At 64.9% G+C, this 22,141-nt stretch carries 20 protein-coding genes; 12 read left to right on the top strand and 8 right to left on the bottom strand.

Annotated elements, in window-relative coordinates; all coding sequences use genetic code 11:
- Positions 1–99: 99 nt before the first annotated feature.
- Together LG306_RS05990 and LG306_RS05995 are read right to left on the bottom strand one after the other, a co-directional pair.
- Positions 100–1,590, bottom strand: coding sequence for a DEAD/DEAH box helicase (locus tag LG306_RS05990; protein WP_404418980.1), 1,491 nt, complete (start codon positions 1,588–1,590; stop codon positions 100–102).
- 274 nt (positions 1,591–1,864) lie between these two features.
- Positions 1,865–2,428, bottom strand: a complete 564-nt coding sequence (locus LG306_RS05995; protein ID WP_404418982.1) for a hypothetical protein — start codon at positions 2,426–2,428, stop codon at positions 1,865–1,867.
- A 164-nt stretch (positions 2,429–2,592) separates the two neighbouring features.
- Between LG306_RS05995 and LG306_RS06000 the strand changes: the two genes are divergently transcribed.
- On the top strand, positions 2,593–3,345 hold the full coding sequence (locus tag LG306_RS06000) for a hypothetical protein (protein ID WP_404418984.1): 753 nt from the start codon (positions 2,593–2,595) through the stop codon (positions 3,343–3,345).
- 422 nt (positions 3,346–3,767) lie between these two features.
- On the top strand, positions 3,768–4,070 hold the full coding sequence (locus LG306_RS06005; RefSeq protein ID WP_404418986.1) for a hypothetical protein: 303 nt from the start codon (positions 3,768–3,770) through the stop codon (positions 4,068–4,070).
- A 15-nt stretch (positions 4,071–4,085) separates the two neighbouring features.
- Here LG306_RS06005 and LG306_RS06010 read toward each other — a convergent pair.
- A protein-coding gene (locus LG306_RS06010; protein WP_404413560.1) for an IS3 family transposase occupies positions 4,086–5,275 on the bottom strand; the annotation gives its coding sequence in 2 pieces (ribosomal slippage) (positions 4,086–5,023 and positions 5,023–5,275; 1,191 coding nt in all).
- A gap of 65 nt (positions 5,276–5,340) precedes the next feature.
- Between LG306_RS06010 and LG306_RS06015 the strand changes: the two genes are divergently transcribed.
- Positions 5,341–6,684, top strand: a complete 1,344-nt coding sequence (locus LG306_RS06015; protein ID WP_404418988.1) for a deaminase — start codon at positions 5,341–5,343, stop codon at positions 6,682–6,684.
- Positions 6,685–6,751: 67 nt separating this feature from the next.
- Complete coding sequence (locus LG306_RS06020; RefSeq protein WP_404418990.1) at positions 6,752–7,171, top strand: hypothetical protein; 420 nt, start codon at positions 6,752–6,754, stop codon at positions 7,169–7,171.
- A gap of 15 nt (positions 7,172–7,186) precedes the next feature.
- Here the strand turns inward: LG306_RS06020 and uvrB are convergent, their stop codons facing one another.
- The 3 genes from uvrB to LG306_RS06035 all read right to left on the bottom strand — a co-directional run bounded on the left by uvrB (position 7,187) and on the right by LG306_RS06035 (position 13,786).
- The gene (gene uvrB / locus LG306_RS06025; RefSeq protein WP_404419656.1) at positions 7,187–9,412 is read right to left on the bottom strand and encodes an excinuclease ABC subunit UvrB; all 2,226 of its coding nucleotides are present in this window, start codon (positions 9,410–9,412) and stop codon (positions 7,187–7,189) included.
- A gap of 190 nt (positions 9,413–9,602) precedes the next feature.
- Complete coding sequence (locus tag LG306_RS06030) at positions 9,603–12,215, bottom strand: DEAD/DEAH box helicase (RefSeq protein WP_404418992.1); 2,613 nt, start codon at positions 12,213–12,215, stop codon at positions 9,603–9,605.
- Positions 12,215–13,786: a site-specific DNA-methyltransferase gene (locus tag LG306_RS06035; RefSeq protein WP_404418994.1), complete on the bottom strand. Its 1,572-nt coding sequence runs from the start codon at positions 13,784–13,786 to the stop codon at positions 12,215–12,217. The genes LG306_RS06030 and LG306_RS06035 overlap by 1 nt, the downstream gene beginning before the upstream one ends.
- Before the next feature lie 136 nt (positions 13,787–13,922).
- Between LG306_RS06035 and LG306_RS06040 the strand changes: the two genes are divergently transcribed.
- The 6 genes from LG306_RS06040 (at position 13,923) to LG306_RS06065 (ending at position 18,028) form a co-directional block, all read left to right on the top strand.
- Positions 13,923–14,258 (top strand): PadR family transcriptional regulator, encoded by a 336-nt coding sequence (locus LG306_RS06040; RefSeq protein ID WP_091749647.1) that lies wholly within the window; start codon positions 13,923–13,925, stop codon positions 14,256–14,258.
- 26 nt (positions 14,259–14,284) lie between these two features.
- Complete coding sequence (locus LG306_RS06045; protein WP_404418996.1) at positions 14,285–15,391, top strand: HAAS signaling domain-containing protein; 1,107 nt, start codon at positions 14,285–14,287, stop codon at positions 15,389–15,391.
- Between the two features lie 72 nt (positions 15,392–15,463).
- Positions 15,464–16,165, top strand: a complete 702-nt coding sequence (locus tag LG306_RS06050; RefSeq protein WP_404418998.1) for a hypothetical protein — start codon at positions 15,464–15,466, stop codon at positions 16,163–16,165.
- Positions 16,158–16,367 (top strand): helix-turn-helix transcriptional regulator, encoded by a 210-nt coding sequence (locus LG306_RS06055; RefSeq protein WP_017504712.1) that lies wholly within the window; start codon positions 16,158–16,160, stop codon positions 16,365–16,367. Before LG306_RS06050 ends, LG306_RS06055 begins: the two co-directional genes overlap by 8 nt.
- A 58-nt stretch (positions 16,368–16,425) precedes the next feature.
- Positions 16,426–17,517, top strand: a complete 1,092-nt coding sequence (locus tag LG306_RS06060) for a bifunctional transcriptional activator/DNA repair enzyme AdaA (protein ID WP_404419000.1) — start codon at positions 16,426–16,428, stop codon at positions 17,515–17,517.
- The gene (locus LG306_RS06065; RefSeq protein ID WP_404419002.1) at positions 17,501–18,028 is read left to right on the top strand and encodes a methylated-DNA--[protein]-cysteine S-methyltransferase; all 528 of its coding nucleotides are present in this window, start codon (positions 17,501–17,503) and stop codon (positions 18,026–18,028) included. The genes LG306_RS06060 and LG306_RS06065 overlap by 17 nt, the downstream gene beginning before the upstream one ends.
- Here LG306_RS06065 and LG306_RS06070 read toward each other — a convergent pair.
- Positions 18,025–18,735: a LamG-like jellyroll fold domain-containing protein gene (locus LG306_RS06070; protein WP_404419004.1), complete on the bottom strand. Its 711-nt coding sequence runs from the start codon at positions 18,733–18,735 to the stop codon at positions 18,025–18,027. The two genes, LG306_RS06065 and LG306_RS06070, sit on opposite strands and share 4 nt — an antisense overlap.
- A 108-nt stretch (positions 18,736–18,843) precedes the next feature.
- Here LG306_RS06070 and LG306_RS06075 point away from each other — a divergent pair, with 108 nt between their 5' ends.
- Entirely contained in the window at positions 18,844–19,242 is a 399-nt protein-coding gene (locus tag LG306_RS06075; protein ID WP_017504716.1) for a host attachment protein, read from the top strand.
- Positions 19,243–19,301: 59 nt separating this feature from the next.
- On the opposite strand, the gene ilvA is transcribed toward LG306_RS06075, so the two are convergent.
- Positions 19,302–20,816 (bottom strand): threonine ammonia-lyase, biosynthetic, encoded by a 1,515-nt coding sequence (gene ilvA, locus LG306_RS06080; RefSeq protein ID WP_404419006.1) that lies wholly within the window; start codon positions 20,814–20,816, stop codon positions 19,302–19,304.
- Between the two features lie 202 nt (positions 20,817–21,018).
- Between ilvA and nadA the strand changes: the two genes are divergently transcribed.
- Positions 21,019–22,098, top strand: coding sequence for a quinolinate synthase NadA (gene nadA, locus LG306_RS06085; RefSeq protein WP_404419008.1), 1,080 nt, complete (start codon positions 21,019–21,021; stop codon positions 22,096–22,098).
- Positions 22,099–22,141: the final 43 nt, after the last annotated feature.

Here is a 22,141-nt window from a genome sequence, read left to right on the forward strand (position 1 = left end):
CGGCTGACATGAGAACGGCGGCTCCTTCGCAGGAGCCGCCGTTTTTTTATCGCCTCAACATGAAGGCGGCGGGGAGCAAACGCTCCCCGACCCGCAGGCTCAGCCCTTGGCGGCGCCGCCATAGCCCTTGCCGCCGTTCGACGGGCGGCGACGGGGACGGCGCTTCATCTGACCTTCCGCCGGCTTGGCGTTGTCGTTGATCGACGGGACACGCTCGCCGGCCAGGGGGTTGTAGGCGCGCTCGGGACGCGGAGCCGCCGGGGCTTCGCCCGGGCGGTTGCGACGCTGGCGGTGCGGCTGGCCGCCGCCTTCCGGACGCACGCCGTCGCGGTGGGGATTGCGACGGCCGCGACCGCCGCGTCCGCCGTCGTTGCGCTCGCCGCCTTCGCGCTCGGGCAGGGTCGCCTTCTTGCCCACGCCGGTGGCCATGATGGTCGCGTCCAGCTGGCCCAGGGCCTTGTCGTTGCGGCGGTCGATGGCCGGGATCTTCTGGCGCGTGACCTTCTCGATGTCGCGCAGCAGCTTCATCTCGTCGCCGGCGACGAAGCTGACGGCAGTGCCGTCCTTGCCCGCCCGCGCGGTGCGGCCGATGCGGTGGACATAGGATTCCGGCACGTGCGGCAGTTCGAAGTTCACGACATGCGAGACGCCGTCCACGTCGATGCCGCGCGCGGCGATGTCGGTGGCGACCAGGACGCGTAGCTTGCCCTTCTTGAGGGCTTCCAGGGTGCGCTCACGCTGGGGCTGGCTCTTGTTGCCGTGGATGGCCCCGGCCTCGACGCCGCCGGCTTCCAGATAGGCCGCGACCTTGTCGGCGCCATGCTTGGTCTTGGTGAAGACCAGGCAGCGCGTGTACTCGGGATCCGAGAACATCTCGGTCAGCAGGGCGCGTTTGCGGCCCTGTTCGATATAGACGACCGACTGGCTGATGCGCTGCACCGTGGTCGACTGCGGCGTGACCTGGACCTTGACCGGATCCTTCAGCAGTTCGCCCGCCAGCTTGCCGATCTCGGACGGCATGGTGGCCGAGAAGAACAGGTTTTGGCGCTTGGCCGGGATCTTGGAGACGATCTGGCGGATCGGCTTGATGAAGCCCAGATCCAGCATCTGGTCGGCCTCGTCCAGCACGAAGATCTCGGTCGAGGACAGGTCCAGGTTCTTCTGCTGGATGTGGTCCAGCAGGCGGCCGGGCGCGGCGATCAGGATGTCCAGACCCTGTTGCAGGGCCCGCTCCTGGGCGCCGTACTTCACGCCGCCGAAGATCACGGCGACCCGGAAGCCCAGGTGCGCGCCATAGGCCTTGAAGCTGTCGCCGATCTGGGTGGCCAGCTCGCGCGTGGGGCTCAGGACCAGCACGCGCGTCGTGCGCGGCCGGGGCGGAATGCGGTTTTCGGCCAGGCGATGCAGGATGGGCAGGGCGAAGGCGGCGGTCTTGCCGGTGCCGGTCTGGGCGATGCCCAGCAGGTCCTTGCCGGCCATGACGTCGGGGATGGCCTTTTCCTGGATCGGGGTCGGCTTGGTATAGCCGGTCGAGGCCAGGGCCTGCAGCAGGGCCTTGTTCAGGCCCATGGATTCGAATGTGGTGCTCACAGCAATGTCTTTCGCGTAGCGGCAGGGCGCTATCAGCCATGGCATGACGCCGTCGGGCCGCGCACCGCCAGTCCCGACGGGGCCTCGGGGAGGAGGCCTGCGGGGTGGATCGGGCGCCGCCCCGCGTGTCCGGGCAGCGAATGGATATGAGGGGCCGGCGGCTTCTACAGACAGGTCCGAGTGGGACCCACACGCGCTGGAGACGCCGGAGATCGCGAGTGTGCGACGCCGCGCAAATGGGCGCTTATCGCCGATAAGTCAACTGCGGCGCCCCTCAGGGCGCGTATCGCGTCGCCGCCTCGGGCAGGCCGTCGGGCAGGCCGATGGCCGCGCGCCAGTCCTCGGGATGCAGCCGCGCCATCTCCAGATCCAGCCACGCCAGCGGCTTCAGCGCCCCGTCCTCGTCCCAGAACCGCTCGGCCCACGGCTGGCCCGTCTCGATCGCCCGCGCCCGGTCCCGCGCCGTCGCCTCGGGCCCCAGATGCGTCGCGCGCCAGTGATACAGCCACGGAATATGCCAGTGCGGCGCCTGCGTCAGCCGCTCGTCCGTCATCGCCGCCGACAGACATTCCGCCAGCGCCCGCGCGTCCTCCAGCTGGGCGTTGAAGGCGTCGCGCCGCGCCTGGATATGCCGGTCCCAGCCCTCGGCCGGCTCGATCGGCGCCAGCGTTGGCTCGGGCCGTTTCCAGCCCTCCGCCTCGCGCCGCTTCCACAGGGCGGGCACCCCGACGTCATAGCGGGCGGCGACGGACCGCGCGGTCTCGCCGTCCTCCCACGCCTTCCTGACCTCGGCCCAGACGGCGTCCGGCCGGATCTTGCGATGTATGCCCTGGCTCATGGGACGGGAGTGTCGCACGCCCCTGCGTCATCATCGGTCGCACCCGCGCCTCATGCACAGCTGGCGCGTGACCCCTGACATCTCGCGATGTGGAAAATCAAATCTTTAGCCTCGAAAATCGGCCTTCTTCCGGCCTGGGGTAGAGACCGCCCCATAATGCCCGCATGGAAAAACGCCGCTACAAGATCAAACCGCCCGAGGTGTGGACCCAGGTCCGAAAGGACTATCTGTCCGGCCTCGACGCCAAGACCGTCGCCGCCCGCCACGACGTGACCGAGGCCTCGATCCGCGCCCGCGCGACGAAGGAGGGCTGGTCCCGCCATCCGCGCAGCGAGGCCGCGACGCCCGCGCCCCAGCCCCTGTCGCCTCACGACGCGGCCGACCTGTCGCCCGACGACCCTAACGATCCTGCGGCTCTCGCCCGCGCCGCCGCCCAGGCCTCGGGTCGCGCCCTGCACGCCCAGGACTTCGCCCAGGCCCGCGCCCTGGCGGCCTTGGCCGAGACCTATCGCAAACTGGCCGACCGCGACGGCCCCGGCCGCGCCGCCCGCCTGACGGTGAAGAACGCGCCCCTGCAACTGGTCTTCGACATCCTGACCAATGAGGCCGAGGCCGAGCGCCGCTTCGCCATGAACACCAGCGACAAGAGCGACTGGGAACTGCGCGGCCAGTACTGGCAGGCGAAGCAGAAGCTGGAGCGCGCCAACACCGAATGGGGCCACGCCCAACTGGCCCGCCGCGTCCAACTGGACCGCCGCATCGCCGCGCTCGAGGACCAACTCCGCGCCGCCGGCCTCGACCCCGTCATCGAACGCGAACAGGACCGCCGCATCTCGAAAGGGATCGACCTCTACGTTGGGGAGCCGCGCGGGACCATCACGATGGAGGAGTGGGACAAGACGCTGGATGAACTCTAACCCGCCCTTCTCCCCTTGCGGGAGAAGGTGCCCCGGAGGGGCGGATGAGGGGTCGTTTCAGTATTGACCGTCCAGGCCCGCGAAACCCTTCATCCGATGTCGCTTCGCTTGGCCCTTCCTCACGCAGAGAAAGAAGGGATCGGAGCGGCGATGAAGGCGCTCGTACTGACGCGCGCCGCTACGGCCGACGAGATGTAGACCGGCCGCACCTAACTTAATCCCATCCTCGAGCCGAAGGCCTCGAACGTCAGCGTGGACACTTTGTGCCATGCGGGATGGTGCTGGAACGCGCGTTGAAGGTAGCGCTAAATCGGTGTCTTGGTGCTCGTGGCGTTTTTTCTTCTAACGCTGGTCGTTGGCTACCTTCCAGCTGTCGATGACTCGGCCTAAGGTTGCGGCAAATTGAATAGGATTATAGCTGAATGCCGCAAGCTACCGCTCCCTCGCTAACTTCCGCCAATGATTCAACCGCGACGACAGCAGAACTTTCACCACTCTCAAAAGAGATTTTTGTCGGCTTGGTGGGATATGCTGGGTCTGGTTGTTCAACAGCCGCCAAGCGACTGAAGGTTTTTCTGGAAGAGAGCGGATATGCCGTTCATCGAGTGAGATTAAGCGAACTTATTTTATCTAGATTTCCCGAATCTGGCGTTGTGCAGCCTGTAGAAGGTCCGCAAGAAGGCAGGATGAAGCTTGAACGAGCTATTTTGCTTCAAGACTTGTGACGTGACCCCCGTTTCTCATCCAGCCATAACGAGAGTCCTTGGTTGATCTGAACTGGGGTTGGCGGGGTTGGCAATAGGCCGGTCTGAGCAGCCATCAACCAGCGCAGCAGACCGGCCGCTCTGTCCGGTGAGCGCCTGTGCGTAGGCCTTCGGCGTCAACCATCCCAGCTTCGAGTGAGGCCGGGTTTCGTTGTAGTCGCGCCGCCAGGTTTCGAGGACAGCCCGGGCGTGCGGCAGCGATCGGAACAGCGTCTCATTCAGCAGCTCGTCGCGCAGCCGACCATTGAAGCTCTCGTTGAAGCCGTTCTGCTGAGGCTTGCCCGGCGCGATGTAATGCCAGCTCACGCCGGCGTCGTCGGCCCAGGCCAGGATGGCGTTGGACGTATATTCCGTGCCGTTGTCGCTGATGATCGTATCCGGGCGTCCCCGCCGCAGGATGATGGCGTCCAACTCGCGCGCCACCCGTCGCCCTGACAGCGAGGTGTCGGCGACGAGCCCGAGGCACTCGCGCGTGCAGTTGTCGATCACCGTCAGGATGCGGAAGCGCCGCCCGTCCGTCATCTGGTCGGAGACGAAGTCCAGCGACCAGCGCTGGTTCGCGACCAGGGGAATCTCCAGCGGACGCCGCGTGCCTATGGCGCGTTTGCGCCCGCCGCGCCGGCGCACCGTCAGCTTCTCCTCGCGATAGATCCGCTGGACGCGCTTCTTGTTGACCGCATGCCCCTCGCGCCGAAGCATCACGTGCAGGCGGCGATAGCCGAACCGCCGTCGCTCCTGGGCCAGGGCCTTCAGCCGATCCCGCAGGACGCCGTCGTCCGGTCGCGTCGCCTGATAGCGCACGCTCGTCCGATCCACGCCCAACACCCGGCAGGCCCGCCGTTCGCTCATCGCGTAGGCCGACTGCAGGTGCGCCGCCGCCTCTCGATGCGCAGCGGGCGTCACCACTTTTTTCCCAGCAGATCCTTCAGCGCGACGCTGTCCAGCATCGAGTCCACCAGCATCCGCTTCAGCTTGGCGTTCTCCTCTTCCAGCGCCTTCAGACGCCGGGCCTCTGACACGTCCATGCCGCCATACTTGGCCTTCCACTTGTAGAAGGTCGGTGAGCTCAGCCCGTGCTTCCTGCACAGGTCCGCCACCGGAACGCCGGCCTCCTGCTCGCGCAGGATCCCGATGATCTGCTCTTCCGTGAACCGTGATCGCTTCATTCTGCCCGTCCTTTCGAGGGGCGGACTCTAGCTATTCCTGGAGGAGTTTAAGGGGGTCACGTCACTTGGGTGATAATATTCGCGATCGTTTCGGGAATTACGCTGTAGCTTCCCTGGGCGTTCAGCGCATCAGAGATCTTCGAGGAGAAGCTGCACCTGGAGATGAGAAAATTGCCTATATAATCGATTCTCTAAAACATCGAGCAGAAGTTGAATTCCTAAGAGAAGTATATGGGCAGGCGTTCCGTCTCATTGCAATTCATGGCGAGAGATCAGTGCGTGAACAAAGACTTATTGGAGCTGCGGCTTCGTCAGCTAAATATCGAGGTGCGCCGGAGTTGGCTGTAAGGTCCTATATGGATAGGGATGAAAAAGACGGCATCAACAAAAACGGTCAAGAAGTTAGAGATGCATTTTATCTTGCTGACTATTTTCTAGATAATAATACGGGAGCTCCAGATGGGACATCATTGAATGCTGATGTCGAGCGATTCCTAAACTTGATGCTAGGGGCCGGTTTGGTGCGACCTACAGCAGGGGAGCGCGCCATGAATTATGCCCACGCCGCAGCTCTTCAAAGCTCATGCCTTTCGCGCCAGGTCGGAGCCGTTCTCGTTTCGCCAAGTGGGGAGATAATAGGAACAGGAACGAACGATGTTCCTGCTTTTGGAGGCGGAGTGTACGGGGAAGAGTCCTCTCAAGATCATCGTTGTCACGCTTGGGTTTGGGGCCCTGCAAAAGAGAAGTTTCAGGGCTGCCATAACGACAGGAAAAAGGACCAGCTGCGAATTAGGATCGCTGAATGGATAGCGGACAAGTTTTCGGAGGAACTTGCGTTGATCGCGCATCCAAAACCAGCTGTTGGTTCTGATACAGCTGATCGAGCGCGAGAGATCGCCGCAGATGGATTTCGATCTTATTTTTTGAAGCAAGGTTCGGCTCTAGGCGACCTGCCTGGGGTCAAAGATTTGATCGAGTACTCGAGAGCAATCCATGCGGAGATGAACGCGATTCTCTCGGCGGCGAGGGCGAGCAACTCGCCAAAGGGAGGCTTTCTCTACTGTACAACCTATCCCTGTCATAATTGTGCTAGGCACTTGGTAAATGCCGGGGTGAGCCGCGTTTTCTACGTGGAGCCTTATGTCAAAAGCCTAGCTATTGAGTTGCACTCCGACGCGATCTCGAACGCGGATTTAAGTGTGGGCGAGAGGCAACAGAAAATGATCATCCTACCGTTCACAGGTGTTGGTCCCAGAATGTACGAAGATTTTTTCACCAAGCGGGTGACATTAAAAGGTCCGGGCGGTGTATACGTTGCTCCTGAAGCCACCGTGCCAAGCCAGTCGGTAAGGTTGCGGGAAATGGCTAATGTCGAAGAACGTGCGGCAGGCCTAGTCCCAACGGTGTGAGGGATTTGTGGGAAACATTGTTCAACTGCCAAGTATTAGCGACCGCCAGCTTAGGCGGCGCGAGGAAGTGCAACTTGAACTTTTCGGTCACCATGTCTGTGGCTCAAATTTTGTCGCGTTCATCGACGTGGAAAACTTAAACCAAGAATCCCTGATTGATATCGTGACAAAGAATGCTGTGGTATCGATATTGGATATTCGTGCGCGCCCGGTGTTTAGGCGTCCAAATTTTGTGCACGCCGAGATATTTAGATATCTTGAGTATCGAAAAATACATTACTTCGATTACGCCGTAGTCGCGGCTGATCCAGCGGAGCATGGACTTCATGCTATCGCTCGTAGAGTGAACCACGGCCGTGGAAATGGTTTGACGCTTTGCCTCTACGATGAATCGTCCAACCAAAAAGGTTGGGTGGAGGAGGCGCGGCGAACCCTGAGGCGCTCTAAGCTGTTTAGAGCTGAACTGAGCCGATCAGCTTTGGCCTAAGTAGGGCTATAATTCCTACCGCCCCTTCCTGAACCGCTCCTGCGCCTCCGCCGCCGCCTCGGCCCGCCAGCGTTTGGGCGCGGACTTGTCGACGGTTTCGCCGGCGCCGGTCAGGGCCTCGTTGGCGAACTCCAGGTCCATCAGCTTCATGCGCTTGATCTCGTCGCGCAGGCGGCCGGCTTCCTCGAACTCCAGGTTGGAGGCGGCCTCGCGCATGCGGCCTTCCAGGTCGCGCAAGGCGGCCTGGAAGTTGGAGCCGACGAAGGGTTTGGAGGCTTCGGCCACGCCCGGCTTGGTCAGGCGATCCATCTCGCGCGACTCATAGGGGCTGTCCATGATCTCCTTGATGTCGCGCTTGACCGTTTCGGGCGTGATGCCGTGTTCGGCGTTGTAGGCCATCTGCCGTTCGCGACGGCGGTCCGTCTCGGCGATGGCGCGCTCCATGCTGCCGGTCATGCGGTCGGCGTACAGGATGACGCGGCCGTCCACATTGCGCGCGGCGCGGCCGATGGTTTGGATCAATGAGGTCTCGGAGCGCAGGAAGCCCTCCTTGTCCGCGTCCAGGATGGCGACCAGGCCGCACTCAGGGATGTCCAGACCCTCGCGCAGCAGGTTGATGCCGATCAGGCAGTCGAACGTCCCCAGCCGCAGGTCGCGCAGGATCTCGATCCGCTCCAGCGTATCGACGTCGGAGTGCATGTAGCGGACGCGGATGCCCTGCTCATGCATGTATTCGGTCAGGTCCTCGGCCATCTTCTTGGTCAGGGTGGTGACCAGGCTGCGATAGCCCTTGGCCGTCGTCGCCTTGACCTCGTCGATGACGTCGTCGACTTGGTTGCGGGTCTTGCCCGAGACGGGGCGGATCTCGACCGGCGGGTCGATCAGGCCGGTGGGGCGGATCACCTGTTCGACGAAGACGCCGCCCGCCTGTTCCATCTCCCACGGGCCGGGGGTGGCGCTGACGTGCACCGTCTGGGGGCGCATGGCCTCCCATTCCTCGAACTTCAGCGGGCGGTTGTCGATGCAGGAGGGCAGGCGGAAGCCGTACTCCGCCAGCGTCGACTTGCGGCGGTAGTCGCCCCGGAACATGCCGTTGATCTGGCCGATGGTGACGTGGCTCTCGTCCACGAACAGCAGGGCGTTGTCGGGGATGTATTCGAAGAAGGTCGGCGGCGGCTCGCCCGGCGCGCGGCCGGTCAGCCAGCGGCTGTAGTTCTCGATGCCGGCGCAGCTGCCGGTGGCCTCCATCATCTCCAGGTCGAACCGGGTGCGTTGCTCCAGACGCTGGGCCTCCAGCAGCTTGCCGTTCTCGACCATCCAGTCCAGCGTCTCCTTCAGCTCCGCCTTGATGCCGGCGGCGGCCTGATTCAGCGTCGGGCGCGGGGTCACATAGTGGCTGGCCGCATAGACCGTGATCTCGTTCAGATCGGCCGTCTTCTTGCCCGTCAGCGGATCGAACTCCTGGATCGCCTCCAGCTCGTCCCCGAACAGGCTGATGCGCCACGCGCGATCCTCCAGGTGCACTGGGAAGATCTCCACCACATCGCCCCGCTTCCTGAACATCCCCCGGTCGAAGTTCAGGTCGTTGCGCTTGTACTGCAGCGCGATCAGATCCGCCCGCAGCTTCGCCTCGTCGATCTGGTCCCCCACCTTCAGCGTGAACGTCATCGCCGTATAGGTCTCGACCGACCCGATGCCGTAGATGCAGGACACCGACGCCACAACAATGACGTCTTCGCGTTCTAGTATAGCCCGCGTCGCAGAGTGCCGCATACGGTCGATCTGCTCATTTATACTTGAATCTTTCTCAATGTACGTATCCGTACGCGGAACATACGCCTCTGGCTGGTAGTAATCGTAGTAGCTGACGAAGTATTCGACCGCGTTATCGGGAAAGAAGGACTTGAACTCGGAATAGAGCTGGGCCGCCAGCGTCTTGTTCGGCGCCAGGATCAGGGCCGGGCGCTGGGTTTCCTCGATCACCTTGGCCATGGTGAAGGTCTTTCCCGAGCCGGTGACGCCCAGCAGCACCTGGTCGCGGTCCCCGGCCTGGGCCTGGGCCACCAATTCGGCGATGGCGGCGGGCTGGTCGCCCGCGGGCGTGTATTTGGTCTCCAGCCGGAAGCGGCCGCCCTTCTTCTTGCCCTCGTGCGAGGGGCGGTGCGGCACCCAGTCGGCGGGCGCGGCGACCGGCTCCTCCGGCGTCAGGCGCGGCCCGGCGACGGGGGCGAACATCGGCATCTTGCCCCCCTTCTGGCCCGTATCGCGGATAAAGGCGGCCGAGGCCTCCTGCACCCCCGGATTGGGCACGTGAACGGGCTTGGCCGGCTTGGCGGCGGCGGGCTTCGGCGTCGAAGAACGGTTCATGAACAGAACTTAGTGCGTGAGGATGTCTCCCGCCATAGCGCGCCGGTGGGCGGACAGTTGCCGTCTAAAGGCCGGAGGACGCTAGCTTGGCCAGCATCTGGCCGAGCGGAGGCAGTCCGCTGTCCAGTTTGCGAGCCATCAGATACAAGCCGCCGCCCGCCCGTTCCCATGCCATTCCGATCGCCCGCTTTTCCTCGGCGTCGAGCCAGAGGTGGTCGCCCTTGTATTCGACGACGAAGATCCGACCGTCGGTCAGCATCGCCACAAAGTCGGGATAGGTCCGGTTTTTGGATGTCTGGAGCCAGAAGGCGTTGGGATGATTGGCGACGTTGCGCGACCAGAAATTCACGGCCTTCAAACTGTCCAGAGCAGCGGCGCAGTCCACCTCTTCGCCGTCGCCGTCGAAGTCAGGGACGACAGCCAGGAAGTGCTTGTTGAAGCGTTGGCGACCTCGATAGGGCCGGACGCCGTCGAACATTCCGTCCTGAAAGACGAACCCCTCGTTGGACAGGGTTTCGATCGGCGCTTGCGGGGAGAACAGCCAGCGGCGGGCCTCACGCGACCGAGCCGAAGCCTTCAGCTCCAACACGCGCGTGCGAAGGCGTCGCGCCAGGACGTGCTTCAGTCGCATCAGCCGACTGACCGACTGTCCCCGCCGGCGTAGGTCGCGCACGACCTCGGTCAGCCAGCCGATGGCGTCGGCGTGGGCGACCGATTCATCGCGCACGAGCGGCGCGAGCAGATTGACCAGAAGCTCGGGCGTCCAGCCGTCCGGGGGCGGGGCGTCGCCGAACAGATCGCGCTCCTCGTCGAGAAAGCGTTGGACCACCTGCGTCCGGTCGATATCGATTTCAAAGCGGCGAACGCGCTCGTCCAGCGCCTCGACTAGTCCCGGAACGTCGGCGGATTCATCCGACAGCCGCCAGTAGAGCAGGCCCATGATCTCGTCGAGGTCGAAAGCCAGTTCGCCCTGAACCCGCGTGACGAGTCGCGGGACGCAGAAGGTTTCGCCCTTCTGCGACGGACTGAGGGTTTCGACAGCCGCCAGAAGGCGCGCAGCCGCCGTAGGCGCTGCGGCGGCCAGGGCCGTGACGATGCCGGGTCTGGCGAGATCGACCGTTCGCACGGTCAATTGTCCGTCGGGCGTCACGGTGACGGCGGCGCCCGCCTGTGCGAGAACGGCCCGGACTTCCGGCGTGTCCGGGCCCTGCACATAGGCCGGCCGCACCGGCTCGCGCAGGCCGAACAGGGCGTCCGCGCCCCAATCCAGGTCCTGGGTGACGTGTTCGATGACGTCGGGCAGGTCGGCGTCGTCGAAGCCCATGTCGATGAGCTTGTCCTTCAGCGCCGCAGCGGCCTCGCTGAAGCTGGCTTCCGAGACGTGAGCGTAGGCCTTGTTTAACTCGGCCTGCGTGCGGCGCTGCGCATAGGGCATGCGCAGAACCCGACCCAGCAACTGCTCGACCGCAGTGGCGCTGCGGATCGCGGCGACCGAGCAGAAGACATAGGCGAAGGGGGCGTCCCATCCCTCCTTCAAGGCTTCGACGGTGATGATGTGTTCGATGGGGCAGGCGGGATCGCGCAGATCGACGCCGTCCAGACCCCGTTCAGCGCCGGTGGCGACGACAACGCGCTCTGCGGGAATTTTCAGGTCGTCGATCAGGTGACGCCTCAGAACCTCGACCGTGACCTCCCGATCCCTGGGTTCGGCCTGATAGAGGGCAAGCGGGCGGATGTAGGCGGCGTCCTTTTCGGCCAGCCGCGCCAGGCGATCACGCTCCTGAACCGCGCCGACCACGGCCGCCTGCCAGTGCGGGTGCTCTTGCAGGACGATCGGCAGCTTGATCATCGCCTCCTGCTTCAACTCGGCGGCCGAGACGTTGAACAGGATGTTGGAGCGGTCGCGCGGCGTGGCGGTGAACTCGACGACGGCGGCCGGATTGATGCGGCGGCGCATCTCGTCGGACAGGCCGGTGACGGCGTTGTGCGCCTCGTCCACCAGCATCAGGGGGCGGTGCAGGTGCAGCAGGTTGGCGAAGGAATATTTCACCTGACCGCTGTCGGTCCGTTCGAGATCGGGCAGGGCCTCCAGGGCGAAACGATCCAGCCGACTGAAATGCGGCTCCAGATCCTCGTGATGGGCATAGACCTTGCGCTTGTTGGTGTCGGTGACGCGCAGGGTCTGGAGGGTGCCGACGACGATACAGGCGTTCTGGGCCAGGTCGTGCGGTCGGATCTGGGTGTAGTCGGCGATGTCGAACACTCGCACCCGTCCGTCGAACGCGGCGTCCAGCACCTGGCGATAGGGGTGTTTCGGATCGGCCAGGGCCTCGGCGGTCTGGGTGCGGATGATGTCGGTCGGGACCAGCCACAGGACCAGCGGATAGTCGCCGCCGATCCCGGCGTCGCGGGCGGCGGCGATGCTGTGGGCGGCCAGCAGCGTTTTGCCGCCGCCGGTCGGCAGACGCAGGCAGACATAGGGCACGTCCGCCAGACCCTTCGCAGGCCTGTAGGGGCGATAGTAGCGCCCGAGGCGCTGACGCAGGGTCGGCAGGCCGTCCGGTTGCGGCGCGGCGACGACGGCCTCGAACGCCTGGGCCGGATCGGCCTCCTGCGCGCCGGCGAGAAAATCGGACAGGGCGGACAGGGCCTGCCGCTGATACGGTTTCAACTGCATCAGCGGCGCGCCTTCACGTCATAGGGCGTCTGTTTGAAGTCGATCCGCGCGGCCTCCAGCGTGGCGGCGGACAGGGCGCTGCGCTCGCCATAGACGGTCAGTCGTCCGTCGAAGTCGGGCGCGGCCCGATCCAGCGTCTCGCGGATGACGGCCAGGGTCGAGCGGGTCAGGACATTGCCGCCCGCCGGACGCTTGTCGCCCAGCACACCATTATAGAGCAGGGCGACGGCCCGGTCGCCGCGGACGCCCAGCAGGGGGCCGTCCGGCGCACGGTCCGGCGCATGACCAATCTCGGCGAACCAGATGTGGGCCGCCAGGGTGGAAAAGGCGATGCCGGGCGTCAGCGCCCCATCCTCGCCGAACACGGCTTCGCCCAGGCGATAGAAGCGAAAACCCCCGCCGCCGGTCCAGCCGACGGATTTCGAAATCCCGCCCTGTTCGCCGTCGATCACCTTTTGCAGGCGCGGGGCGCAGTGGGTGACGGCGTGATCGCCGACCTCGATGCCGATATAGCGGCGACCCATTTTCTGGGCGACGGCGGCCGTCGTGCCGGAGCCGAGGAAGGAGTCGAGGACGAGGTCCCCGGGGTCTGTGGCGATTTGTAGAACTCGCTCCATTAGTTGCTCCGGTTTAACCGTGGCAAACAAGTCATTCGACAGAGCCAGTTCTCGTTGGTGAGCCTTCGCTTGTCGGGACGTTTTTACGTCAAGCAGTATAGTAGGGTGGGGTCGAGTAGGGGTTGGTGGAGCGAACTCACGTGCATAGGGGATCCAAACGGTCTCTTGTCCTCTCGCCCTCTGCTTCCATATCAACCTTTGTTCATCTCGGAGTCTTTGAATGCCAGCTTGGCTGAACGCCCAGTTGGCCTCCCGACCGTCGTCGTGGACCGGAAAGACATCTGATCCGTCCGGCGCAGCAATGGCGAAAAACATCGTCGGACGATCCGATCGAAGGCTATTTGCGCCGTTTTTTTTAACCAGACGGTCTCGGTGCAGACGCGGTTCTTCGCTCGTTTTTCGATATGATTCTAAAATCGATGTGTCCGCTTTCTTCTTGAACCCTGCAGTTTCAGCCCTTTTCTCGAAGCAAAGAACGAACTCGTGGTCCGGAGTTATCGAGACCTTATTATCGTTCGGGCTATCGACCTTTTGCCAAATGAAGGTTGTGACAAAGTTTGCCCGCCCGAACACTTCGTCCATGATGACCTTGAGGTAGTGGCCTTCGTTGTCGTCGATGGACACCCAGATCGATCCGTCCTCGGACAACAGCTCGCGCAGAAGCTCCAGCCGGGGCCACATCATGGCCAGCCAGCGGCTGTGCTCCAGATTGTCGTCGTAATGTTCGAACGCCGACCGGGTGTTGTAGGGCGGGTCGATGTAGATGCATTTCACCCGGCCCGCGTAGAAGGGCAACAGGGCCTTCAACGCCTCCAGGTTGTCGCCTTGGATCAGCAGGTTTCCCGTGTCCGCATCGCCGTATCCCAGCGACGGCTCCTCCTTCAGCAACCGATAGGGGGCGCGACCGGCGGTCTTCAGGTCATCGTCGCGGGTCAGCCAGGACAGGATGGGCATGCGGTCTCCGTCGGACCTTGGGTCCACGCCTCTATTCCCTTGCTTCGAGGTTGTATGCAACGCCCCGCTTGACTCCCTCACACAGTATGCCGCATACACTGTGCGTCACACACTATGTGACGCACGGAGGCAGAGGGTGAGCGAGAACGACGAGGCGTTGCTGTTCGAGAGTCTGCGGCTGGAGCTGCGGCGGGGGTCGTTGATCCTGGCTGTGCTGGCCAGCCTCAGGCGTGAGCAATACGGCTATTCGCTGCGGGTCGCCCTGGGCGAGGTCGGGGTCGAGATGGAGGAGAGCACCCTCTATCCGCTGCTGCGCCGGCTGGAGAGCCAGGGGCTGCTGGATAGCGAATGGCGCGAGGAGGAGCGGCGCAAGAAGCGGTTCTACCGCCTGTCGCCGCGCGGGGAGGCGATGCTGGAACGGCTCGCCGTGGAATGGCGCGGCCTGTCGGCCTCGCTGGAGAAGATGCTGTGAACACCGGGAAAGAGGGAGAGACCGGCATGGACCTGGTCGAACGTTATCTGAAGGCCGTGGCGGCCCAACTGCCGAAGGAGAGCCGCGACGACATCGTCGCCGAGCTGCGTGACGAGATCATGGGCCGTCTGGAGGCGCTGGAGGCCCGTCTGGGGCGCGCGCCGACCGACGACGAGGTCGAGGCCCTGCTGCGCGAGGTGGGTCATCCGCTGAGCGTGGCGGCGCGCTATCGCCCAGGACCGCATGCGCTGATCGGGCCTGAGCTCTATCCGTGGTGGATGTTCGGGCTGAAGGTCGGGCTGACGGTGATGGCGGCCGTCACCCTGATCGGCCTGGCGGTGCGGGTCCTGGTCGGCGACGTCTATGTGGGCCAGGCGATCGGGCAGGGCATCTCCAGCCTGATCAGCGGCGCGATCACCGTCGTCGGACTTCTGACCGCCGTCGGCTTCGTGCTGGAGCGGCAGTCGTGCCGCCCCGACTTCATCGCCAAATGGCGGGTCAAGGATCTGGGCCTGTTCGAGCTGGGCGGCGATTTCGACGCCGAGCAGTGGGGACAGAATCTGGCCAAGGGCGATTGGTCGGGGCGGAACATGGGTTGGGCCAAGTCCGGCCGCGCCGTGCGCAAGAGCGCCGAGATGTCGCCCGTGGCCCGTGCGGTGGCCAGCGCCATCGGCTGGACCGTGGTGCTGCTGTGGTGGACGGGCCTGCTTCAGACGCGGCCGGTCTCGCCCGACGAGCTGTTCGGCGTGATCGACGGCGTCAACTACGGCCGCATCCTGACGGACATGATCAGCGTCGCCTACTGGCCGGTCGCCCTGTTCGCCGCCTGCCGCATCGGCTTCGACCTGATGCGGGCGGCGTCGGGCGGCAATGTGCGACTGACGGCGCTGGGCGACCTGGCGTTCGGGATCGCCGCCGCCTGGGGGCTGCTGTGGGTCTGGTTCTGGTCGGCCCTGTCGCCGGTGATCTGGGTCGGCAGCGTGGCGGAATTCGTGGATCGGGTGCGACAGGTGTTCCACGGCTCTGACGACGGCGGCGCGGCGACGATCCTTATGGTCGTGGTGGTCTGGGCCTTCGCCGCAGAGGTGGTGCGTGTCATCCGCGCCGCAGCGCGACTGGTCGTCGGTCGATAAAGGCGACGCCCCTCTTGACGACATGTAACCTATAGGTGATATGTAACCTCAAGGTTACTTCAGGAGGAAGTCGTGAAAAAGGATGAAAACGCCGCGATTCTGCGGGTGAAAATGGAGCGGCGCAAATACTGGTGGGGCGGCGTCGCGACTTCGGTCGTCGGCGCCGCCGCCATAGTTAACGGCGCAGGCTTCGCATTTTTTCTCGGGGCCAATGGTGATCAAGCGACGACGGCGGGTGTGGCTGCGGGCGTGGGTTTTGGCCTCTTGATCGTGGGTGGGCTTATGGCCTGGTGCGGACGGCCAGGTCGGCCGATCAATGTCGCTGGAGGTGGAGAAGGGTCGCGCCGCGACAAGCTGCAGCGAGAGCGCACACGACTACTGATCCTCTACCCGGTGATCATGTTGATGTTCATGGTCCAAGCCCACAGCGCCATGCTGCGGGTCTTGGGCGGCGACCCCAATCTCGGCGCCTATGTCCAGATCCTCCTGCCGGTCCTGTACAGCTGGCTGATCCCTGTTCTGCTCATGGGCTGGGACTGGAATGCGCAGAAGAACCGCCGTCTGATGGAAGACGAGCTGACGCAGGTTTTGCGGGCGCGGTCGATGATCCTGGCCTTCGTCGTGCTGATGGGCGGGGTGACCGTGGCGCTGGGTCTGGGTCTGTGGCGCGCGGACTATGGCGTGCTGGCTCTGCCCTATGTCCTGGCGCTGGGCGGGGCGTCGGCCGGCCTGCGGTTCGCCTGGCTGGATCGCGAGGCCGGTCGCGATGGGTGATCCCAGGCTCGGCTCGCGGCTGAAGGAGGCGCGCACCGCCGCGGGCCTGACGCAGCAGGGGCTGGCCGACAAGGCTAGCGTCTCGCGCAAGACCATAAATACGGTCGAGAACGGCGTCTTCGTGCCCTCGACCGTTCTGGCCCTGGAACTGGCGCGGGCCCTGGATACGACGGTGGAGGCCTTGTTCTTCCTTAGAGACTGATCCGATTCATGTCCGAAAACCGCGAGACATCGTCGGCCGGACGGCGCATCCTCCGGGCATGGATCAGTTGTTGGAGCAGGAGGCGTGCTGGCGCGCCGTCGTGGCGCGGGACGCCCGTTTCGACGGGCGCTTCTTCACCGGCGTGACCTCGACGGGCATCTACTGTCGGCCCGTCTGCCCGGCGCGAACGCCGAAGCGCGAGAATGTGGTCTTTCACGCCAGCGCCGCGGCGGCCGAGGCGGCGGGCTTGCGGGCCTGTCTGCGGTGCCGGCCCGAGACGGCGCCGGAAATGGGCGCCTGGCGCGGCACGTCCAATACTGTCAGCCGGGCCTTAGCCCTGATCGAGGCAGGGGCGCTGGATGTCGGCGACACGGACGCTTTGGCGACACGGCTGGGCATGGGCGAGCGGCAACTGCGCCGCCTGTTCCGCCAGCATCTGGGTGCCGCCCCGGTCAGCGTGGCCCAGACACGGCGCGTCCTCCTGGCCAAACAGTTGATCCACGAGACCGACCTGTCGATGGCCGAGGTGGCGATGGCGTCGGGTTTCGGCAGCGTGCGACGCTTCAATGAGACGTTTCAGGCTCTGTATGGTCGCGCACCGTCCGACCTGCGGCGTCGCAAGGTCGAGGCGGAAGCGGGCGGGGTGATCAAGATCGGTCTGTCCTATCGCCCGCCCTATGATTGGGACGCCATGATGACGACCTTGGCGACGCGCGGCGTCGCGGGCGAGACGGTTGTCGATGACGTCTGGACCCGGCGACTGCACCCCGACGTGGACGACACGGACGGTTCGGTGACGGTGCGCCCCGCCGCCACCGGCAAGGCGGCGGTCGAGGCGCGGATCGAGAATCTGAAAGCCTTGCCGGGCGTGCTGGCGCGGGTCCGACGGGTGTTCGACCTCGCCGCCGATCCCGAGGCGATCACGCGCGACCTGTCGGTCGACCCCGTTCTGCACGCTGCAATCACGGCCCGGCCGGGGTTGAGACTTGCGGGCGACTGGATCGATGCCGGCGCGGAAGCGCCCAGCGACCGGCTGGCGACGACGGACGCCGCGCTGCTGGCGCGCGCCGAGCGGTGGCGTCCGTGGCGGGCCTATGGCGCACTCTACTGGGCCCTGAACGAGGAGCGGCGAGATGACCAAGCAGCCTGACCTGCATCTGACCCTGGATCGCATCCCGTCGCCCGTGGGCGAGGTGTTGGTCGTCACAGACGCCGACGGCGCGGTGCGGGCGTTGGACTTCCACGACTACGAAGCCCGTCTGCGCCTGCTGCTGCGCCGCCACTACGGTGAGGTCGTGCTGACTGAAGGCCGCGCGCCGGAGCCAGTGCGCCGGGCGGTCGAGGCCTGGTTCGGCGGCGACCTGACCGCCTTCGACACCATCACGGTCCGCACAGGCGGCACGGATTTTCAACGCGCGGTGTGGAAGGCCTTGCGCGACATCCCGACCGGCGAGACCCGCACCTATGGCCAGCTGGCTGCCGCGATCGGCGCGCCCAAGGCCGTCCGGGCCGTGGGCCTGGCCAACGGCGCCAATCCGGTCGGCGTCATCGTGCCCTGCCACCGCGTGGTCGGAGCGAACGGGACGCTGACCGGTTATGCCGGCGGGCTAGAACGCAAACGCTGGCTATTGGCGCACGAAGCGGGCGGCCGGCTGTTTTAGCTCCGCGTGAACCGTTCGGGCGGCAGGGCGGCATGGGTGAAGCGGGCCTGACGCACCGCGCCCTTGAAGTAGTTCACGCGGTTGATGCGGCAACCGACCGAGGCGCGGCCCGGCCCTTGCGGCGTGAACGGCACCCGGTGTTCGCCCTGCAGAACGCCGTCGACATAGGCCCGGTACATGGCGCCGTCGAAGGTCTGGGCGACGTGGAACCACTGTCCGCACGGATGGAGCTGCTCGGGGAAGATCAGGGTGTGGTTGTATCCCGGCCCGCGCATGAAGGCGTCCAGGTACCAGCGGTCCTGAACCACGCGGACCTCGAACAGGAAGCGCGTCTGCGACGGCGGCTGACCGGCCGGCGCCTCTTCGGTGAGATGAAACCAGCGTTGCTCGAAGGCGCCGCCGTCGGGTCGGAACAGGGCCTCGAACGTGAAGGTCTCGGCCCCGGCCAGCGGATGCTGATCGATGAACAGGGCGTCGTCCACGCCGTCGAACTGAACTGCTCGGCCGAAGGGACTGTCGATCAGGCTCGGCGCGCCCTCGAGGCGGGTTTCGATCCCCCCGATGTCGGTCAGGCGATCAAAGGTCCACACCGTCTGGCGCGGCGATGCAGCCGTCATGGTCGCGCACCCCGGCAGGATCGCGGCCGCAGCACCCGATGCGCCCAGGGCCATCAGGCGACGGCGGTCCAGCAGCATGACATCAGGCATGGTTCATCTCCCGTCGGTTTGCCGCGCGACACTATGGGATCGGCGGCGCGAGGCAACGGCCTGCGTCCCGGTTCGTTGTCTCGATCCCTACACACTGGAGTATCGACGATGAAACTTTCCAATGGCGCGCTGGTGGCGGTGGTCGATGGCGAGAAGCTGGCCCTGTTTAAGAATACGAACGCCTCGGACATCAAGCTGACGCCGCTGGAAACTCCGGCCATCGCGGATCGGGTTTCGGGTTCGGCCGGCCGTCGATCCAACGAGGCCAACCCCGACAATGACACCCAGGCCGAGGACGGTTTCGCCATGGGCGTCGCCGAAGTGCTGAACAAATGGTCGGTCACCAACAAGATCGACGAACTGCTGGTGATCGCCGCGCCCAAGACGCTGGGCGAACTGCGCAAGCATTGGCACAAGGACCTTCAGGCCAAGCTGGTCGGCGAGATCGCCAAGGACCTGACCGGCCATTCCAGCGATCAGATCGCCGCCGCCATCGACAAGGCGTGACGGCCTGAGTCGGTGTTTTCGGAGGGCGGCGACCGGCGACGGTCGCCGCTCTTTTCGTTTCACGCGCCGTCCAGGAACAGGCGGCATGCGGGGTTCGAGGTTTCGTCGACGTAGGGATAGCCCAGGTCGGCGAGGGCGGCGGTCAACTGGGCCTGTTCGTTCGGTGGGACGCTGATCCCCGCAAGGACCCGGCCGACGTCGTCGCCGTGGTTGCGATAATGGAACAGCGTCAGGGCCCAGGCTGGCTGGAGGCTGTTCAGGAAGCGCAGGAAGGCGCCGGGGCGTTCGGGGAACTGGAACCGCAGGATGCGTTCGTGGGGCAGACCGACGGTGCGGCCGCCGACCATGTAGCGGACGTGCAGCTTGGCGGTCTCGTTGTCGCTCATGTCCTCGACGGCGTAACCGCCAGAACGCAGGGCCGCGATCAGGTCGTCGCGTTCATGCGGACCGTTTCGCAGGGCGACGCCGACGAAGATTTGCGCTTGCCCGTCGCCGGACCAGCGGTAGTTGAACTCGGTGACCGAACGGCCGTCCAGACTGTCCAGGAATCGACGATAGTCGTCGCGGTCGTCCTTCATCGCCACAGCCAGTAGGGCCTCGGCGCCCTCGCCGATCTCGGCGCGTTCGGCGACATGGCGCAACCGGTCGAAGTTCAGATTGGCGCCCGAGTTGATGGCGATCAGGCTGCCGCTACCGGGATGAGCGGCGGCCCAGGCCTTCAGCCCCGCCAGCGCGACGGCTCCGGAGGGCTCGGCGATGGCGCGGCTGTCGTCGAAGATGTCCTTGATCGCAGCGCAGATGGCGTCGGTGTCCACCAGCACGATCTCGTCCAGCAGATTCTTGCACAGGCGGAAGGTCTCGGTCCCGGCTCGACGGACGGCGACGCCGTCGGCGAACAGGCCGACCTCGTTCAGGGTCACGACCTGACCTGCGTCGATGGCGGACTTCATGGTTGGGGCATCCACTGGCTCGACGCCGATGATCCGGGTCTCGGGCCGGAGGAATTTGACGATGGCGGCGACGCCAGCCGCCAGGCCTCCACCGCCGATGGGCACGAAGATGGCTTCGATCGGATCGGCGTGCTGACGGGCGATCTCGACGCCAACCGTGCCCTGGCCCGCGATGACGTCGGGGTCGTCGAAAGGATGGATGAACGCCGCGCCGGTCCGGCCCTCCAGATCACGGGCGTGGGCGTAGGCTTCGTCGAAGCTGTCGCCATGTAGAACCACTTCGCCGCCAAGGGCGCGCACGGCCGCAACCTTGATGCCAGGTGTGGTGGTGGGCATGACGATGATGGCGGGAATGTTGCGACGTGCGGCCGCCAGGGCCACCCCTTGCGCATGATTGCCGGCAGAGGCGCAGATGACGCCCCTGGACAGTTCATCCGCCGACAGGCCGGCGATCTTGTTGTAGGCGCCGCGGATCTTGAACGAAAACACCGGCTGCAAGTCCTCGCGCTTCAGCAGAACGGGCCGGTCGAGCCGGGCCGACAGGCGGCGCAACGGGTCGAGAGGCGTCTCCTCCGCCACGTCATAGACGCGGGCGGTGAGGATGCGGCGGATGGTGTCCTGCATGGAAATGTCGCGAATAGGCGCTTAGAGGCAAAGAAGTGGGCTGCCATCTAGGCGATATCGGTCGGCTTGGGAACGGTTTTTGCAAATTGCGGTCGCCGGTGGCTTGCAGTAAGGAGTATGCATTTGCTCTTGCACAGCGCCCGCATCGGCCTACATTGCGCCTGCTTATGCTAAATGTGAGCATAAGGGTAGGGAGATGATCATGGCTGATGGCGCCTTTGGTCTGACGAGAGAGCTGGAGCGGGAAACCGCCGGGGTGTGGGCCAAGGTCAAGGACCACGTCACGCCTATGGAGTGGCCACAGCAGGCGCGGCTGATCAGCGAGATCAACCGGCTGAAGCGCGAGCGCGACGCCGTGATCCTGGCCCACAACTACATGACGCCCGAGATCTTCCACGGGGTCGGCGACTATGTCGGCGACAGCCTGGGCTTGGCCAAGGAGGCCGCGCGATCGGATGCGAAGGTGATCGTCCAGGCGGGCGTCCACTTCATGGCCGAGACATCCAAGATCCTGTCGCCCGAGAAGACCGTGCTGATCCCGGATCTGCGCGCGGGCTGCTCTTTGGCGTCCTCCATCACCGGAGCGGACGTGCGGCTGATCAAGCAGCGCTATCCGGGCCTGCCGGTCGTGACCTATGTGAACACCACCGCCGATGTGAAGGCCGAGACCGACATCTGCTGCACGTCCGCCAACGCTGTTCAGGTGGTCGAATGGGCGGCCAAGGAATGGGGCGTGGACCGCGTCATCCTGATCCCGGACGAGTTCTTGGCGCGCAACGTCGCGGCCCAGACGACGATCGGCATCATCGCCTGGAAGGGCCGCTGCGAGGTGCATGAACGGTTCACGGTGGACGACATCGCCGAGATGCGCGCCGCCTATCCGGGCGCCGAGATCCTGGCCCACCCCGAATGCCCTGAGGACGTGCTGGCGGCGGCGGACTTCGCCGGCTCGACGGCGGCGATGACCGACTATGTCGAAGCGCGCCGGCCCAAACAGGTGGTGATGATCACCGAATGTTCGATGGCCTCGAACGTCGCTGGCGACGTGCCGGGCGTGCAGTTCATCGGCCCGTGCAACCTGTGCCCGCACATGAAGCGGATCACGCTGCAGAACATCCGGGACTGCCTGCTGCACATGCAGTTCGAGGTCACGGTGCCGGCCGACATGATCGAACGCGGACGCCTGGCGGTGCAGCGAATGATCGACCTGCCGCCGCCCGCCATTCCCGCGCGCTACGATCTGGTCAAGGCGCGCCACCATGTCGATGTGGAGCTGATCTGAGCGTGACGCGGCGATCGGTCCCGGCGACGGGGACGGTCGTCCG

The organism is Brevundimonas vesicularis (genome assembly GCF_044807075.1).
Classification (GTDB): domain Bacteria; phylum Pseudomonadota; class Alphaproteobacteria; order Caulobacterales; family Caulobacteraceae; genus Brevundimonas; species Brevundimonas vesicularis_G.